The organism is Methanosphaera sp. BMS, assembly GCF_003268005.1.
GTDB lineage: Archaea > Methanobacteriota > Methanobacteria > Methanobacteriales > Methanobacteriaceae > Methanosphaera.
The window spans coordinates 2,479,372-2,494,912 of sequence record NZ_CP014213.1; the positions used below are offsets into that span (position 1 = coordinate 2,479,372).

The 15,541-nt window shown below is 29.6% G+C and carries 16 protein-coding genes; 6 read left to right on the plus strand and 10 right to left on the minus strand.

Going from position 1 to position 15,541, the window contains the following annotated elements; genetic code table 11:
- The first annotated feature begins 1 nt into the window (after window position 1).
- Together AW729_RS09370 and AW729_RS11330 are read left to right on the plus strand one after the other, a co-directional pair.
- Window positions 2–709 carry a hypothetical protein gene (locus AW729_RS09370; protein WP_112124865.1) on the plus strand — a complete coding sequence of 236 codons (708 nt, stop codon included), beginning with the start codon at window positions 2–4 and terminating at the stop codon, window positions 707–709.
- Window positions 710–996: 287 nt separating this feature from the next.
- Window positions 997–1,236, plus strand: a complete 240-nt coding sequence (locus tag AW729_RS11330; RefSeq protein WP_162685886.1) for a hypothetical protein — start codon at window positions 997–999, stop codon at window positions 1,234–1,236.
- Here AW729_RS11330 and AW729_RS09375 read toward each other — a convergent pair.
- The 3 genes from AW729_RS09375 to AW729_RS09385 form a co-directional block, all read right to left on the minus strand.
- A complete protein-coding gene (locus AW729_RS09375) occupies window positions 1,184–1,558 on the minus strand; it encodes a hypothetical protein (protein WP_112124866.1) in 375 nt (124 codons plus the stop codon). The genes AW729_RS11330 and AW729_RS09375 overlap by 53 nt on opposite strands.
- A 106-nt stretch (window positions 1,559–1,664) precedes the next feature.
- Complete coding sequence (locus tag AW729_RS09380; protein WP_112124867.1) at window positions 1,665–2,057, minus strand: hypothetical protein; 393 nt, start codon at window positions 2,055–2,057, stop codon at window positions 1,665–1,667.
- A complete protein-coding gene (locus AW729_RS09385) occupies window positions 2,054–2,635 on the minus strand; it encodes a hypothetical protein (protein ID WP_112124868.1) in 582 nt (193 codons plus the stop codon). Before AW729_RS09385 ends, AW729_RS09380 begins: the two co-directional genes overlap by 4 nt.
- Before the next feature lie 626 nt (window positions 2,636–3,261).
- Between AW729_RS09385 and hypE the strand changes: the two genes are divergently transcribed.
- From hypE to AW729_RS09405, 4 genes are all read left to right on the plus strand, one after another.
- The gene (hypE, locus tag AW729_RS09390; RefSeq protein ID WP_112124869.1) at window positions 3,262–4,290 is read left to right on the plus strand and encodes a hydrogenase expression/formation protein HypE; all 1,029 of its coding nucleotides are present in this window, start codon (window positions 3,262–3,264) and stop codon (window positions 4,288–4,290) included.
- 18 nt (window positions 4,291–4,308) lie between these two features.
- Window positions 4,309–5,274: an RDD family protein gene (locus AW729_RS09395; protein WP_112124870.1), complete on the plus strand. Its 966-nt coding sequence runs from the start codon at window positions 4,309–4,311 to the stop codon at window positions 5,272–5,274.
- Between the two features lie 34 nt (window positions 5,275–5,308).
- Window positions 5,309–6,586, plus strand: coding sequence for a serine--tRNA ligase (gene serS / locus AW729_RS09400; protein ID WP_112124871.1), 1,278 nt, complete (start codon window positions 5,309–5,311; stop codon window positions 6,584–6,586).
- A 221-nt stretch (window positions 6,587–6,807) separates the two neighbouring features.
- On the plus strand, window positions 6,808–7,644 hold the full coding sequence (locus AW729_RS09405; protein ID WP_112124872.1) for a CBS domain-containing protein: 837 nt from the start codon (window positions 6,808–6,810) through the stop codon (window positions 7,642–7,644).
- Between the two features lie 44 nt (window positions 7,645–7,688).
- Here the strand turns inward: AW729_RS09405 and AW729_RS09410 are convergent, their stop codons facing one another.
- From AW729_RS09410 to AW729_RS11335, 7 genes are all read right to left on the minus strand, one after another.
- Window positions 7,689–8,342: a TfuA-related McrA-glycine thioamidation protein gene (locus AW729_RS09410; RefSeq protein WP_112124873.1), complete on the minus strand. Its 654-nt coding sequence runs from the start codon at window positions 8,340–8,342 to the stop codon at window positions 7,689–7,691.
- On the minus strand, window positions 8,339–8,842 hold the full coding sequence (locus AW729_RS09415; RefSeq protein WP_112124874.1) for a TIGR00295 family protein: 504 nt from the start codon (window positions 8,840–8,842) through the stop codon (window positions 8,339–8,341). Before AW729_RS09415 ends, AW729_RS09410 begins: the two co-directional genes overlap by 4 nt.
- Before the next feature lie 64 nt (window positions 8,843–8,906).
- Window positions 8,907–9,449: a transcription factor E gene (tfe, locus tag AW729_RS09420; protein ID WP_112124875.1), complete on the minus strand. Its 543-nt coding sequence runs from the start codon at window positions 9,447–9,449 to the stop codon at window positions 8,907–8,909.
- 602 nt (window positions 9,450–10,051) lie between these two features.
- Window positions 10,052–10,810, minus strand: coding sequence for a phosphosulfolactate synthase (comA, locus tag AW729_RS09425; protein ID WP_112124876.1), 759 nt, complete (start codon window positions 10,808–10,810; stop codon window positions 10,052–10,054).
- Between the two features lie 366 nt (window positions 10,811–11,176).
- A complete protein-coding gene (locus tag AW729_RS09430) occupies window positions 11,177–12,289 on the minus strand; it encodes an RNA-guided endonuclease TnpB family protein (RefSeq protein WP_112124877.1) in 1,113 nt (370 codons plus the stop codon).
- Between the two features lie 757 nt (window positions 12,290–13,046).
- On the minus strand, window positions 13,047–13,373 hold the full coding sequence (locus AW729_RS09435) for a hypothetical protein (protein WP_112124878.1): 327 nt from the start codon (window positions 13,371–13,373) through the stop codon (window positions 13,047–13,049).
- Between the two features lie 172 nt (window positions 13,374–13,545).
- Window positions 13,546–14,970 carry a hypothetical protein gene (locus tag AW729_RS11335; RefSeq protein WP_162685841.1) on the minus strand — a complete coding sequence of 475 codons (1,425 nt, stop codon included), beginning with the start codon at window positions 14,968–14,970 and terminating at the stop codon, window positions 13,546–13,548.
- Between the last annotated feature and the right edge of the window lie 571 nt (window positions 14,971–15,541).

The following is a 15,541-nucleotide window of genomic DNA, read 5'->3' on the forward strand; positions in this document are numbered from 1 at the left end:
AATGAATTGGATACTCTTATTTCTATTTAACATTTTGTTCTGGGGAATAATATTCATATTACTTATTGAAAAAGGCATAGTATATAAGTTACCTTTATTTAATAGTGGATATACTATAGTTAACAGGAAAGATTTGGAAAATGATGATGTTGATTTTATGATTTATCATAAAAATAACTCATTATCTTTTCTTAGAAAAAGACAATTTGATGAAAATGGGTATATGAAATTGTTAAATGATAAGGGAATAATCTTTTTTAAATTTATTGAAGCGTTATTCTATTTTTTAATATTTGCACCATGCATAATATTGTTTCCCAATATCTTCTTGACTAATGCATTTATTGCTTTTATTCTAATAATAGTATACGATGCTTTCATGATTTTACTTCGATTTAGATTATCTGATGAATCAATAAGTAACATTAAAACACCAAAGAAATTTAGTTATATAGGATATATGGTTTATTTTAATAGAATAAATGAGATTGCTAGTTTATTCATATTAATCCCATGTTGTAAAGGTAATTATTTGGCTATTATCTTATTTATAGTGGTACTAACAAAAATGCATTTTAATTTATTTGCAGATATATTTGATAAGCATTTCAATTTGAAACTATTGAATGAAAAACTTATTAAGAAACTAATTCAAATAGAGAAATATTTTACATTATTAACGTTGCTATTATCATTCAATTTAATATGATTGGATATAATTGTATCATTTAATCAATAAAAAAGTTTCATTTAATTCAATAATTGGGTTGAAAGGATTAACATGGGTTTTTTAATAGGGGTAATCTGATTATGGGGAGCATAATCTTTTATGTTTTCTAAAAAGAAGTTGGAAGGGGGTTATATGGAGTTACTATTAAGCAGAGAATATAATAAATTGTTAAAATCAAGGGATTATGGGCATAGAATAAAAATTCCAGAAATATAAGAGATAAAAATATCATTTAAGTGGAAATTATTCCAATTAAAAATGGGCAAATGTTTAAGGCAAATTTCACTTATGAAGCACAAAAATATCCACTGGATTTAGATAAAGACAAAGTTATGGGTATTGATCTTGGAGTAAATAATTTTACAACAATAGTTACAACCGAAGACGCCATACATCGTGTACAGGAAAAAATTAAAAAATCAAATGGCAGTGTCCCAAATGCAGTCGGACTTCCTATAAATTTAATATTTTTTCAGTGGGTTGTATTACAAAGACTGGTAGGATAAAATCTTTTTTTCCTAAATATACTCTATAACTCCATCTGGATCTATTAGCCCTCATTTTTCTATCAACACTCTTATCTGTTCTATAATGTTTCTTTAACTTATTACCACATGTAACATTGAAAAATAATTCGACTAAATTATTTGTACTGGGTATTTCATTATTTTCAATGTGTTTAGTTAATTTATCAAATTTTTTATCTATTTTGTCAAGGGCATTGACTATAGAATCGGGTAATTTATCTTTCTCTTCTTTTAATCTGTTTAATCTATTTTTGGCTGTTTTAAGAGTTTTTGATTTGAATATTAAGGATATCTTATCCATATATTTATTTAGTTCTTTATCTTCCTTATTTAACGTTCGGATTTCTTGATTTGGTGTGGAGATCTGTCTGTTTTTGGATCGTATTTTTTCATATAATTTACGCTGTTTAGTCTCGTTTTTTTCGAAATCTACCTCGTTTATGAATGTATTGATTATTCAATTCTGTTAATTTTTCTTCAATAGTCTTAATTTTCTTTGATTTATTTTTCCTTTTCGTATTATTTCTATTTATTATCTTATATGGTTTATCACGCACATTCTGGATAGCATGAAAAGTACATAATGCCTGTTCTATTTCAAATTCTTTACAAATTGATGGATACATTGTATGACCATCAGTAATCATACATTCTCTAGGTAAATTTGATAAAATCATATTCCAGTACTTTAAAGTAGTGTTAGAATCAAATTTATCGTGACTAATAATCATGGCAGATGCATATTTTGTGTTAGCATCAAGCAATTGTAATTTTGCTTTTTTATTTTTGGATACTTTCATAAACTGTTCATCATAATTATAGTTTCCACATGCTCTATTTCTTCTTTTTCAATTTCGGCATCAATTTCTTTTTCAACGGCAGTTAATATTTCATCACTAGTTTGGTCTTGGTTATTATACACAATAGACTTTGGTATTCTTATTCCAAAAATAGCTTCAAAAATTTCACTCATTTTACGATAAGATATCTTTTCAATAAATTGAAGTCTAGAACCCAATTGTTTCATATTATTAGTATAATTAGAACCATCATCAATAAATTTATCTAATTTAGCCCTGTGTTTCTTACCACATTCCTTATCAAGACACCTATAAACAATTCTATAATCATTTGATAATTTATTAGGATAAAATTCTTCAACGGTACTCTCAACCAATTCTAATCCACAATCAGGACGAATTGGATTTGATTTAAAATACAAAACGCTATCAATATCGGAGTTAAAGAATTCTAAAAACGTTATAACATCAGGTGAAACAGTATCTGGTAACATGACCAATAGTTTTTCTTCTTCACCGAAAAATTTAACTACTTCAAAATTAATACATATATCTGTAGGGGTTATTTTGCTTAACATAATATTATATAACTCCCTACACCTATAAACTTATTTTATAACCCTAAACTAACTATAACAAATTTAATAAACCAATATAAATAAACAACGACATATATCAACCATATGTCTAAATACTAATAAAATGGGTCTATTAATTAAATAACATTAAATACATGATTTAATTGAATATTACATAATTGTGTGGCATCATGTTCTATTTTAACATAAATTTAATTAATGAAAAAATAAAATGATTTATCAGATAATGTTATATGGTTTACAGACATCAAAACTCAGACTGTATTTTGGATACTGCCCATGTTTGTCATTATTTGTTTTGAACAAAGGTGAAAATTTAGTATTCAATGCAATATGGATTTGGCCCGGGTTTTAATTCTTAGTAATAAGAAGAAAGGGTGGCTGTATTGTTTATTGTTTTACTTGCTTTAGGATGAAAATTGAGTATTTATCCGTTACATGTTTTTATGGAAGTTTTTTTCCTTCTTAACTTTATATGGGTAATACTTTTTTTGTCTTATAATTATTTTTGCCAAGTCTCTGCATAGAAAAGGGATAAAATAAAATATTACCTTAAACATATCTATAAATTAATATATAATTTAACATAATGGAAGGATTTATTAATGGCATATAATGATGATAAAATTAATATGGTTCATGGAGCTGGTGGAGAAGTAATGCAAGATATGATATCAGACATCATATTGGGAAATATTTCAAAAACCAGTGTAAATGGCGGAATAGGCTTAGAATCTTTGGATGATAGTGCAACAATACCACTTGATGATGAACATGTTGTAGTAACAACCATTGACAGCCATACTGTACAACCATTATTTTTCCCGGGAGGGGATATTGGTCGTATTTCAGCTGCAGGAACATTGAATGACATATCTGTAATGGGAGTAAAACCCGTATCTTTAAGTAATGCAATGGTAATAAGTGAAGGATTTGAAAGAGAAGACTTGGAAAAAATAATCAAATCCATGAATGAAACCTGTGAAGAAGTGGATGCCGCAATAATCACGGGAGATACCAAAGTAATAGACAGTGATAAGTTAGACAGTATGATAATCACAACTGCCGGTATAGGAATAGGACGTAAGGATGAAGTCGTACGGGACTCTGGACTGGAAGTTGGAGATAAAATAATCCTGACAGGTAGTGTAGGGGATCATGGAATGGCAATCATGTCCAAACGTGAAGGATTCGGTTATGAAACAGAACTAAAATCAGATGTAGCACCTGTATGGAGTATGGTCGAGGCAGCCAAAGAAGTTGGAACGATAACTGCAATGAAGGATCCAACACGTGGTGGAATAGCAAATGCATTAAACGAAATGGCAACCAAGGCTTCTGTAGGAATGTATCTTGATGAAGAAAGAATTCCAGTAAAACCCGAAGTGGAAGCAGTTTCCGATATGCTCGGTATTGATCCTTTTGAAGTAGCAAATGAAGGTAAAATAGTGATGGGTGTAAAGGCAGACACTGCCGAAGATGCACTTCAAGCAATACAAAAAACAAAATATGGAAAAGATGCACAAATTATAGGTGAAGTTGTTGAAGGTAAACGTGTAATAATGGAAACCGTTATAGGCGGTGAAAGATTAATCGAACCGCCAATTGCAGATCCTGTGCCTAGGGTATGTTAATTAGAAGGAGGTATACTAATGGAACATTTTACAAAAAGATTATCTGCATGTATAATCGATTTTATCGTGGTATTTTTATTAATTTCAATAGTTAATAACCTTTTGTTTGTTCCAATATCATTACTTAAAGTTCCATTCATATCTGCATATTATCCTTATGCAGTAACGATTATAGTAACAATTGCTTATTTTACTATAATGGAAGCTAAAACAAATAAAACAATCGGTAAAAAGGTAATGAAATTATATGTATCTGATGAAGAGGGATATATTTCATACTATTCAGCATTCATAAGAAATATAACCAAATGTTTTTGGATACCATTAATATTCGATGTTATTATTGGTAAAGTGTTAGGTTTCCCATCAAGGTTATTTGATAAACTAGCCGGAACTGATGTCTATGCAGATTCCGAATTGGAATTATATGACGAAAACAGTATTGGTGAAAACAATCTAACACAATATGAAGATAAATCCGCAATGGAAGATACTAAAGAAGGTGCTGACAAATCAACATCTTTAAACAAAAAAACAGAACCTGTAGGGGAATATAAAACAGCCATAGAAGAAGTTGATGATGATGCCGATGAAGTAATCATTGATAACTCTAACGAAGTAACTAAAGAATCAACAGGCTTCTCAGAGGAAGATACAACACTTTCGGAAGAAGTTTCAGAAGTAGCCCCTGAAGAAGTTTCAGAGGACGTTTCCAAAGAAGAAGTTTCAGAAGAAAAACAGGTGGATGAAGCAGAATTTATCTTTGCAGATGATACTGATATTCACAAAACCTATGACAAGAAAAGAGAAAACAAGGAAAAGAAAGCTAAAAAAGTTACCAGCGTCAGTACCGATGTTATAGAAGAATCTAAAATTAAAGCGGCTAATAAAGAAACATCATACGAAGACGAAATATTGGATTTAATAATTGAAGAAGAAGAGGAATCTGATTCATTTGTTGAATTAACAAGAGATGATTTTTAAATCTTCAATAAACTAAATTATAGGAGTATATACATTGTTAGACATAAAACTATTCAGAGATAACCCAGAAAAAGTGTTGGAATCTGAGAAAAAAAGATTTAGAAGTACTGAAAATGTAGAAAAAGTTATTGAATATGATAATTTATGGAGGGACGGTTTACAAACACTAAACAATCTTCGTTCAGAAAAGAATAAATTATCCAAATCTTTCAAACAAGCCAAAAAGGATGGTAATATCCAAGAGGTTGTTGAAAAATCAAAACAGGTAGCTAATGACATAAAAGAGTTACAGCCAAAAATAGCAGAATATGAACAGATACGTGATGAATACCGATATAAGGTAGGAAACATCATTGATGAGAAGGTACCTGTATCCGATACTGAAGACGATAATAAGATTATCCGAACATACGGAACAAAAAAGGAATTTGACTTCACTCCATTAAACCATGTTGACATCATGGAATTAATTGACGGGGCAGATACACAGACTGCAGCACAGGTATCCGGTTCAAGATTCTACTATTTAAAAGAGGACATTCTCTTTTTAAATTTAGCATTGATTCAATTTGCATTAAACGAATTAACAATTCAAGGATACACACCTCTTCAGACACCATTCTTCATCAAAAGTCAGGTAGCTAAGGAAACATCAGAGCTGGGTGAATTTGAAGAAACACTTTACAAAGTAGAAAATGAGGATTTATTCCTAATAGCAACGGCAGAACAAACATTAGCAGCACTTCATAGGGATGAAATAATAGATTCTGAAGAATTACCTAAAAGATACTGTGCATTATCAACATGTTTCAGAAAAGAAGCAGGTTCTCATGGAAAAGATACCTTGGGAATTTTCCGTGTACATCAATTCGAAAAGATAGAGCAATTTATTTATTCAGCCCCAGAAGAATCTTCCAATGAACATGAAAAACTACTTGAAGTAACCGAACAGATATATCAAAAGTTAGGTTTAAGCTATCAGATAGTTGCCATTGTGTCCTCAGCCTTAAATGACAATGCCGCAATAAAATATGACCTTGAAGCATGGTTCCCGGGATCCGGTGCATATAGGGAATTGGTCTCATGTACAAACTGTACTGATTATCAGGCAAGAAAAACAAAAACAAGAGTTGGAAAAGCAGGTGCTAGTGATTCACAGATATTACACACATTAAACAGTACAGCCATAGCTACCGAAAGAACAATATGTTGTATTATAGAAAATTATCAGCAGGAAAATGGGGATGTATTAATACCTGAAGTGTTACAGCCATACATGAATGGTAAAACTGTTATTAAAGCTAAAAAATAGTTTATAATAGACTCCTTTTTATTTTTTTTAAAAAGACTTAAAAAAGTTCACACTAACTAAAAAAATTTTTTATCAGAGCATGTCTTATCTTAAATTTCATTTAAGCTTTTATATTACTTTAAACAAAATAGTAATTATAAATAATAATTTTCATATTTAATTACTAATTAGATAGTCATGCATTATTTGAAAAATCATTAATTTACAACGAGGCGATAATTATGGAAATAAGCGAAATAATGACTGAAAAAGTTCAAGCAGGATCAGTGCCAGGTACAATAAGTTCTATCTATGAAATTTTAAGGGAAGAAAATTTATCTGGAGTTCCTATTGTTAAAAAACAAACAGGTGAATTGGCAGGAATAATCACACGTTCCGATTTAATTAAAAATCCTGATGAAGATCAGGTTGCAATGGTTATGACAAGAAATCCTATAACTGCAGCTCCAGATGAAGATGTGAAATCTGTTGTTAGAAAGATGATTAATAATAATATAAGAAGAATACCTATAACTGTCGATAATATGTTGGTGGGTATCGTAACCTCATCGGATATTACAAACAAGGCTTTGTGGAAAATTGAAAACAACGAGCCTGTTGAAAAGTATATGGTGCATAATGTTCCAACAGTATGGGATAAAACTCCACTTCCAGTTGCATATTCAATATCCAACTTCTTTAACTTTAAATCAGTTATAGCATTAAATGATGATAGTAAAGCATCAGGTATACTAACAGAAACAGACTTCATACATGAAAGTAGGGTTGTTGAAGAACAAACGGTTCATAATAGTTCTGTAAGTACTGAAGGGGATAAATGGACCTGGAATAGTCAAAGCGTAATGTACATACTTAAAAATAAATTAAAATTCTCTGATAAATTGGTCAAAGATGTATATGGGGATAAATTAGTATCAGTTACACGTAAAACATCAGTTAAGGAATGTGCAAACTTACTAAAAAAACATAATATTGAACAGGTTCCTGTATTAAACATGTCTGATGAACCTATTGGACTTGTAAGAAGTAGTGATTTAATGCGCGCAATGATTGAATAACCATCGGTGGTTTATTTCAATCATCTTTTTTTTTAATTTTAAATTTAACTTTGATTTTCAGCTATTTTTTTAATGTATTCAAGAACAGCTTTGGCATCATCATGCTTGACGTCAAACTTATTCTTTTTAAGATATTCATTTAGATTAACCTTTTTCTCATTGTTTATGGATGATTTGGATATCACATATTCAAAGCTACGTTTAGGATAGTATATGTTTTTTGACGTTAAAAGCAGTTCGTTCATTTCCTCTTGATTTATGATATCATCTTTGCATGCTTTGTTGAAGTTATATTTCATGTTAATCCAGGAATCGGACAGTTGTTCATATGTTTCGGGATTCAAGCTTACTGCTACGTCATCATCTGACTCAATTACTCCGTTTTTGTAATCCTCAAATATGTTTCCGACTCCTATCATCCCGTAGGGGTATAATTCACAGGCCCTTAAGGCACCCATACTTGCACCACCCACAACTGTTATGTTATTGTCGAGTGCCTTAAGTATTTCCTTATGGGCTACTGCCGGACTTTGATGAAATACGCCGTCTATTATTCCTATAATGTCTATGTCATCTTCATTTTCAAGCAGTGCAGATAGGTCTCCCCTTTTTATTGGAGGTTTATACTCTGCCTTTAGAATTTTTTCTGCTTCGCTAAATGAAATGGATAAACCGGTGTATACAATTATTTTTTTCATTTTTTTCTACCTAATAATTCTTCATCAAGTTTGATTAGACGTTCTATGGATTCTTGATTCATATTCTTGTCGGTCCATTTTTTGATTACAAAGTCCAAATCAACCTTTGTTACTCCGTGAACAAGGTTATCCGCATGTGCCACAATCTTTTCTTCCAGTGTTTGAGGTATGTAATTTCTTTCTGGTAGCTTCAATTGTGCGGCTTCCTGTGGTGTTATTCCGGCTCCTATATGTCTTTCAGTTATTTTACATATTTTTTCATCTATGTTTATCTTTCTGAGCAGGTCTGCACCAAGATAGGCATGTCTTATGTCATTTGTAATTGTTCTTCCAACATCATGTAACATTGCCCCACATTTGATTAGCTCTAAATCAACATCCTCATAATATTGGGTAATGTCTTTTGTTCTTTCATAGACTGTTTTACTATGGTCTATAATATAATCACTACATCCTAGTTTTTCATAGGCATATTCGATTATTTCATCTGCATTATTCATGTTTAGCTCCTTAAATAATGTTTTCAAACAGTAAAAAAATTTAAAATAAGTAAGTTTAAGGGGGTTATTCTTCATTTATTATGTAGGATGATTTCCATTGTTTTATGTCATTGATGATGCTTTCATTATCTTCATAGTCTAGTTTTTCATTACATCTTGGACATATGAATTGGAAATCGCTTGCTTCATCAAATGCATATCTACATCCATTTGGACATACAAAGAACATGTTTGTTTCTTCATATTTTAGTGATTCTTTTATTTCTTCGTTATGCTTATTATATTCCTTTTCGATTAATCTTGCAGCTTTTCTTGAGTCAAATTTCCAGTAATATGTGAACCATTGGGTTTCCGGATCTTTTACTCTGGTATAATTTGATATTCCTGCATCGAAGAATTTGTATAATATTTTTCTAACGAAGTTTAGTTTGATACCTGTAGCTTCTGCTATTTGTTCATCAGTTACTTCGGCAGTAAATAGGCAGTCTAATATTTTTGCACTGGTATCTGAATCATTTGTAAGATCATATGCTAATTTTTTTACATTATGTTCATTTAAGAATTTAGAATCATAATCAAAGTTATATACTATTTTTTTTCTAGCCATTATCTTATCTCACTTTTACTTTTATTCTCTACATTATTGTTTTATTTTGGGATTGGCGAGTACAAAATCATATTTAAAAATACATTCTTTTTAAGTATTTGTATTGTGTATTATCAATAAAAAATCTGGTTAAATCTTTAATTTGTAGAGTTTAATCTTTAGATTTGTTTTATGTATGGATTATGTTATCATACATAAATTACTAATATATTACTTTATAGTTAATTATATAAATAGTTATTTAATCCGAAATATAACTGCCGTATATGTTGGATATACTGTTAAATCATGTCGATAACATCGATTTTAGGGTATCGAATTTTCTTATATGGAAGTGGTAGTATTCAAAAATCACTTCTTTTTGATTGAAGTTTTTCATAAGCATATGCAATCTCAATCAGTTCATCACATTTTGGTGGATGGTGGAAGTAATATTGTTGGCCCGGTTTTTTTTGATATACTTTTCAACAAATACTGAATATATTCCAAGACCTTTTTTACTGTTTCAGATTGGAAGAAGTGCTTACTTATCCTTATCATTTCATAAGAACATCCATCGATAATCAAATGATTTCAGTTTAAAAAAAAGTTAATTCTTGGTATTATAACTTACCAAGAGTATCTCCTCTAAGACCACGTCTAAGTGTTTCAAGGGAGATTATGTCATTGAAGTTGATATTTCCAAGGTTAACATCATTTCCGAGTTTTAATATTAATTCGACCTGCTGGTTTTTATTTGGAGCTTCCCACATAACTTTTTTATTGTCAGTATTTTCATGTATATGATTTAACTCCTCATTTTTAATGTTTCCTTTATCGTCATAGATACCTATATTTTTACCGCTTTCTCTGCCTTCAATTATGACCAAATCTGATCCATGCTCCAAATCCCTATTAATCAAATCAATTCTTTGCTGTGTTGAATACTGATGATCCATTTCTGGATTTTTCTTACCAATCTCACTTAACGTATAAAAACCGGAATCTTTTGCCATTTGTATGGCTTCATATCTTGCGGTATCATCTATTGTTGTAGATCCATCAGATATTTCCACGGCATCAAAACCAAGTTTGTCCAGCTGTTCAAGGAATTCCTCCACTTTGTTGTAACTATTTGCAAGTTCAAATAATGTTCCGCCCGTATATGTTTTAATGTCATATGATTGGTATAACTGATTTTTGTCTTTGATTAATTCCTCCTCATATAATATGGATGTTCCCCACCCAAATTTCAATAAGTTAAAGTATTCTCCAGTTAATTTTAAGGAGTCTTCCACATATTTATATCCGAATCCTTTATCCAAAACCATGGTATTGGTAGCGACGCTTTGGATTTTATCTAAAAATGAAAATGCCTTCATGTATCTTTCCCCATTATTTTGTCATTAATAAAAAATCATTTCTTAATCTATATTTTTAATAATTTGATTATTAATTTTATCTACTAAGTCAAAGTATTTAAATCATGACATAATAAATATATCATTTTAAGGGCTCTGTAGAAAACCTTGCTTTGAGTGAAGTATGAGTAATAACTCAAATATAATTTTTTACAGAGGGAAATATTCTATTTCAATATTATCCTTTCTTCATCAATATACAATTCTCACTCATATTGAGTAATTGTATTTGTCATTTGATTCCTGCCTAATTGCCGCCAACGCAGCATAGTAAATGGTACAGGCGATCCCCGGGAAACCCTCGGTTCATATAAATAAATATAATAATCAATATTGTATTTGATTAATTATTTTTAATCCTTCCTGATGTATATTTTTAGCAGCATTAATGTCCCTATCATGTCTATTACCACAATGGGGGCATGTCCATGTTCGGTTGTTTAGTGTTAGGTCTTCTTTGTGGTATTTACAGTTGTTGCATGTTTTGCTGGAGGGGTACCATTGGTCTATGTGTATTAGTTTTCGTCCGTGTTCGTATGCTTTTTGTTCTAGTATTCTGATGAACATGTGCCAGGATTTTTCTTGTATACTTCGTGATAGTCTGCTGTTTTTTAGCATGCCATTAATGTTTAGTGTTTCCATAGAGATTACGTGATATTTTTCTGTTAATCGTTGTGCTATCTTATAGAAATGATAGTCTAGTATGTTATGTCTTTTTTCATATGCTAAGGCTATCTTCTTTTTGATTTTATTGCAGTTTTTGCTGCCAATTTCTTTTTTGGATAGTTTTCTTTGAAATCTTCGTATTTTCTTGTCTAATTGTATGATCTTGTTTTGTTGTGGGAAATGTATTATTTCGCCCGTGTTTATTGTGACAAAACGTGATATTCCCAAATCTATACCACAACTACGATCATTACTCTTAAAAACATTCCTTGTGACATCTTTACATAAAATAGAAACAAAATACTTACCGGATGCTTTTTGTTTAACAGTGACAGATTGTATTTTGCCGGATATCTTTTGATGTGTACGAAATCGAATCCAACCCACCTTAGGAAGACGAATCCATTTATCCATAATTCTGATGTTGTTATTGATATTATTGGTTTTATAAGATTGTACCGGATTATACTTACTTTTATAGCGTGGATACTTGCTAAGGTGTTTAAAAAATCTGTCAAAAGCATTTTCTAAATTTTTCAACGATTCAATCAAAGCTTGTGAATCAACTCGTTTTAACCAAGTCTTAGACTTCTTCAACTCAGTCAACATAGCCGAACAATCATAAAAAGACAAATACTTTCCACTATCTGAGTATAAAGTCTTTTTAGCATCCAGAAAAGTGTTAAAAACAAAACGGCAACAACCAAACTGATTAATAAAAAAACTCTCCTGAACCTCATCAGGATAAATACGAACAACAAAACTCTTATACATAACAACTATCTACACACCAATAATAATAAAATATTAAATTTATATAATAAAATATTATTAATGGTATAGTTAATAATTTTATTTAAAGTAATATATAAATATTTTGATAAAAGTATTACTTTTAATTGTTTTTTTTTCGACTCTGTAGAAATCCCTATTTTTGTACAATTTGAATAGGATCGGTAAATATTATAAGATATATTTTTTTAGTTTTGTTTCTTTTATTTGTAAATTAGTACTTCTACTGCTGTTTATTCCACTAAATTTTCTTTTTTTCAACACTATTTACTCCTTCAACTTGGTTTCTGAATCTGTATATTTGAGGTCTGAATATTGCTCTACATTTGCTTCTATAGGTACCGCTTTTTTTGTCTTGTTTTTATAGGTATCTAGGGGTAATGCGGTTGTTTCTTCAGTTATTGTTTGTTTAATAACTTCAGTATCATATACTTTGTCTACAATATGTATGTTGGTTTATAACATCCTATTGCCAGTATTGCACTTATTGCAAAGTTTGTATCGTATTTTTGGTCCTTTTATAGCATTGTGGTGTCTTATTAACATATATTGTGAATCCACAGTGATATGATTTTTTGATATAACTTCGGCGTGTTTTTTTTAGTTCTGTTGTTGTAATATATGTCGGAATATGAATTAGTGAATCCTGTTCCATCTAAACTGAAGTAACATTCAGATACGGGGTAAGTGTTGTAAAAGTAATGTTTTTATTTGATTTAATTTTTTAACGGGTAATTTTTTAACGGGTAATTTTTTTGAAGAATTTTTGGATAGTTGTATAATGGGGGATTGTTTTAAGCTTTAAAGCCTTTTGTAATTTAGTAGATATCTTTAAATTTTCTATTGTATTCCTATAATCGTATTTATTGTATGTTTTGTATGCTAAAATTGCAAATAATTGGGGTTGTGTGTATTTTTGTTTAGAATATTGTGAAGAATACTTTTTAAATGTTAATTTAGCATAATTATATGCAGTTAAAACAAAATCTAACATCATGTTGCCAGTTAAATCAACTTTTTCAATTTTTGATAATTGATATAAAGAAGGGGTTTCATGTCTTGGCATTCCAAAAATCGAAAAGTTTAAGTTGTCTAGAATGCATATAATTATTTATAGAATAGATATTTCTGGTTTGCATAATAATACCTATTCTATTTTTATTATAAATACTTGTTTTTTCATGTATTACTTTTTAAACTATAATTATGTTGCTGTTGAATATGAGGTTGTTTTTTTTTTAGTTGTATGTGGTTTGGTAGTTGAGTGGTGTGTTTTGGTTTAGTATGTTTCTGTGTGTCCATCGTATTTGTTGTTCTCGTATTCTTCTTTTTAGTCCTTCTAGTGTTCTGTATATTCTTTTTTGACATCTTGGTAGGGTTGTTCTGTAGTAGTTTTCTACTCTGTTGTTTGTTGCTGGTATTGATTCGTTTTCTAGGTGATTTAGCATTACGTCTAATTTGGATTCTATTTTATCTAAGAATGATGCTATTATGGGGTTTAGTTGGTCTTTTTGGTTGTGTATTGTGTCGTATCTTCTTTTTGCTTGTTTGAATGTTTTGGATTCCCATATTTTATGTACTCGTTCTTTTTGTTTGTCAATTTTTTTGAGTTCCTTTTCTATTTCTTTGATTTCTTTTTTGTAGTCTTTTATTTTGTTTTCGTATTTTTTTATTCTTTTTTCTTGTCTTATTGTTTTTTTGTCTGAATATGGTGTTCTTCCTGTATAAATCTTTTTTACTGCCTTGATATTTGCTATTTTTTCTTTATTATCTTTGATTTTTCCTTCTAGTGTTTTGATTTGTCTGTTTTTTCTGTTTATGTATTTGGTTAGTGGTGTCATGAGGTTTTGCATTATGTGGAAGAAGCATCGATGTTGTATTGCTCCTACTGCTTCTATTATGCTTTTGTATCCTTTACGTCCGTCAGTAACTATGACTTCAACTGGTTGATCTTTCAATGATTCTTCTAGGAATTCTTGTATGGTTTGGTTATTGTAATCTTCTTCACATACAAGAAAATCGCCTATAATAAGTTTATTATGGTAATCTATCAATGTAAGTCTTAAATATAGTTTTTTATTTACAAAGACGTACTGTTCGTCAAAGCAATATATGCCGGAAGCTTTTATATCGAGTTCTTTTATTCTTTTGAATTGTAGGTGTTCTAAATATTCGAAGAGTTCTGTTGAGTATTTTTTATGATAATAGAACAAGGTAGATCTGTGGGGTTTTGCACCCATTTGATTGGCTATTTCCTCTGATTTTTTCTCATATGATTCATAATTAACCAAATTAATCAATACGCTCTTTTCTTGTACTGATTTAGTATACGTACAATTTTTTTCTTTAATAGATTTTGCTGAAGCCATACAACTACTGTTTTCACATTTTCTATGGTTATATTTTTGTAAATGTATTTCATCTGTATTGTTGATATAATCAGACTTATATCCATTACGTGTAAGAGGTTTATTACATACATGACAAATAGTTTCTCTTTTTATGATACGTAATTTTTTATTACATATTTTACAGATAACTAAGAGGTGTTCAATTAATTCGGGATTGATATCTTCGTAAACTTCTACATCACCAGAGGGACCACAAAAAATAAATGGAAGTTCACTCAAACATTTATATGTGGAGTTTGTATTTTTCTTCATAATAATATATATTACTCCACACATTATATAAACATTTATACAACCTTATTTTCAAAAATAACATTCTAAACAATATTAATATTTATAATAGACTTAATATTTATCACAATATTAATAAATAATGATATAAATCACTGTTTTAATAATTTAAACAAAGCCCTAATTAAATATTATAAAAACTTACCTAAAACTATTAAAATAATGAATAACAAATATATAATTATCAATTCAAAATAAAAAGAGTTTGTTATTTTTAGATTAAAAAATAAAGATTAATTTATGCAATAATTTCTAATTAAAGTTTTAATAATACTTTAATTTCTGATTTAAGCAACCTGATTTTCAACAGCAACTAATTATTCTTTAAAATCATGTTTACACTTGCTTCAAGTGTAACATGTAAATTTCAAGTGTAAAATTTATGTATTTTAGTATTTTAATTATTTAAAAAAGAGTTTTAAAAATATTTTTTTCATTTCAGTATAGGTTTTCTACAAAGCCATTTTAAGAATAAAAATGAAAAATATTAAATGTTGCTACTGGAAATATGTTTACTCATATAACTCAACTT

Bases quoted from the DNA above. Each gene is read 5' to 3' on its own strand.
- AW729_RS09370 (WP_112124865.1), top strand. From the start codon at position 2: ATGAATTGGATACTCTTATTTCTATTTAACATTTTGTTCTGGGGAATA.
- AW729_RS11330 (WP_162685886.1), top strand. From the start codon at position 997: ATGTTTAAGGCAAATTTCACTTATGAAGCACAAAAATATCCACTGGAT.
- AW729_RS09375 (WP_112124866.1), bottom strand. From the start codon at position 1,558: ATGGATAAGATATCCTTAATATTCAAATCAAAAACTCTTAAAACAGCC.
- AW729_RS09380 (WP_112124867.1), bottom strand. From the start codon at position 2,057: ATGAAAGTATCCAAAAATAAAAAAGCAAAATTACAATTGCTTGATGCT.
- AW729_RS09385 (WP_112124868.1), bottom strand. From the start codon at position 2,635: ATGTTAAGCAAAATAACCCCTACAGATATATGTATTAATTTTGAAGTA.
- hypE (WP_112124869.1), top strand. From the start codon at position 3,262: ATGGCATATAATGATGATAAAATTAATATGGTTCATGGAGCTGGTGGA.
- AW729_RS09395 (WP_112124870.1), top strand. From the start codon at position 4,309: ATGGAACATTTTACAAAAAGATTATCTGCATGTATAATCGATTTTATC.
- AW729_RS09405 (WP_112124872.1), top strand. From the start codon at position 6,808: ATGGAAATAAGCGAAATAATGACTGAAAAAGTTCAAGCAGGATCAGTG.
- AW729_RS09410 (WP_112124873.1), bottom strand. From the start codon at position 8,342: ATGAAAAAAATAATTGTATACACCGGTTTATCCATTTCATTTAGCGAA.
- AW729_RS09415 (WP_112124874.1), bottom strand. From the start codon at position 8,842: ATGAATAATGCAGATGAAATAATCGAATATGCCTATGAAAAACTAGGA.
- tfe (WP_112124875.1), bottom strand. From the start codon at position 9,449: ATGGCTAGAAAAAAAATAGTATATAACTTTGATTATGATTCTAAATTC.
- comA (WP_112124876.1), bottom strand. From the start codon at position 10,810: ATGAAGGCATTTTCATTTTTAGATAAAATCCAAAGCGTCGCTACCAAT.
- AW729_RS09430 (WP_112124877.1), bottom strand. From the start codon at position 12,289: ATGTATAAGAGTTTTGTTGTTCGTATTTATCCTGATGAGGTTCAGGAG.
- AW729_RS09435 (WP_112124878.1), bottom strand. From the start codon at position 13,373: ATGCCAAGACATGAAACCCCTTCTTTATATCAATTATCAAAAATTGAA.
- AW729_RS11335 (WP_162685841.1), bottom strand. From the start codon at position 14,970: ATGAAGAAAAATACAAACTCCACATATAAATGTTTGAGTGAACTTCCA.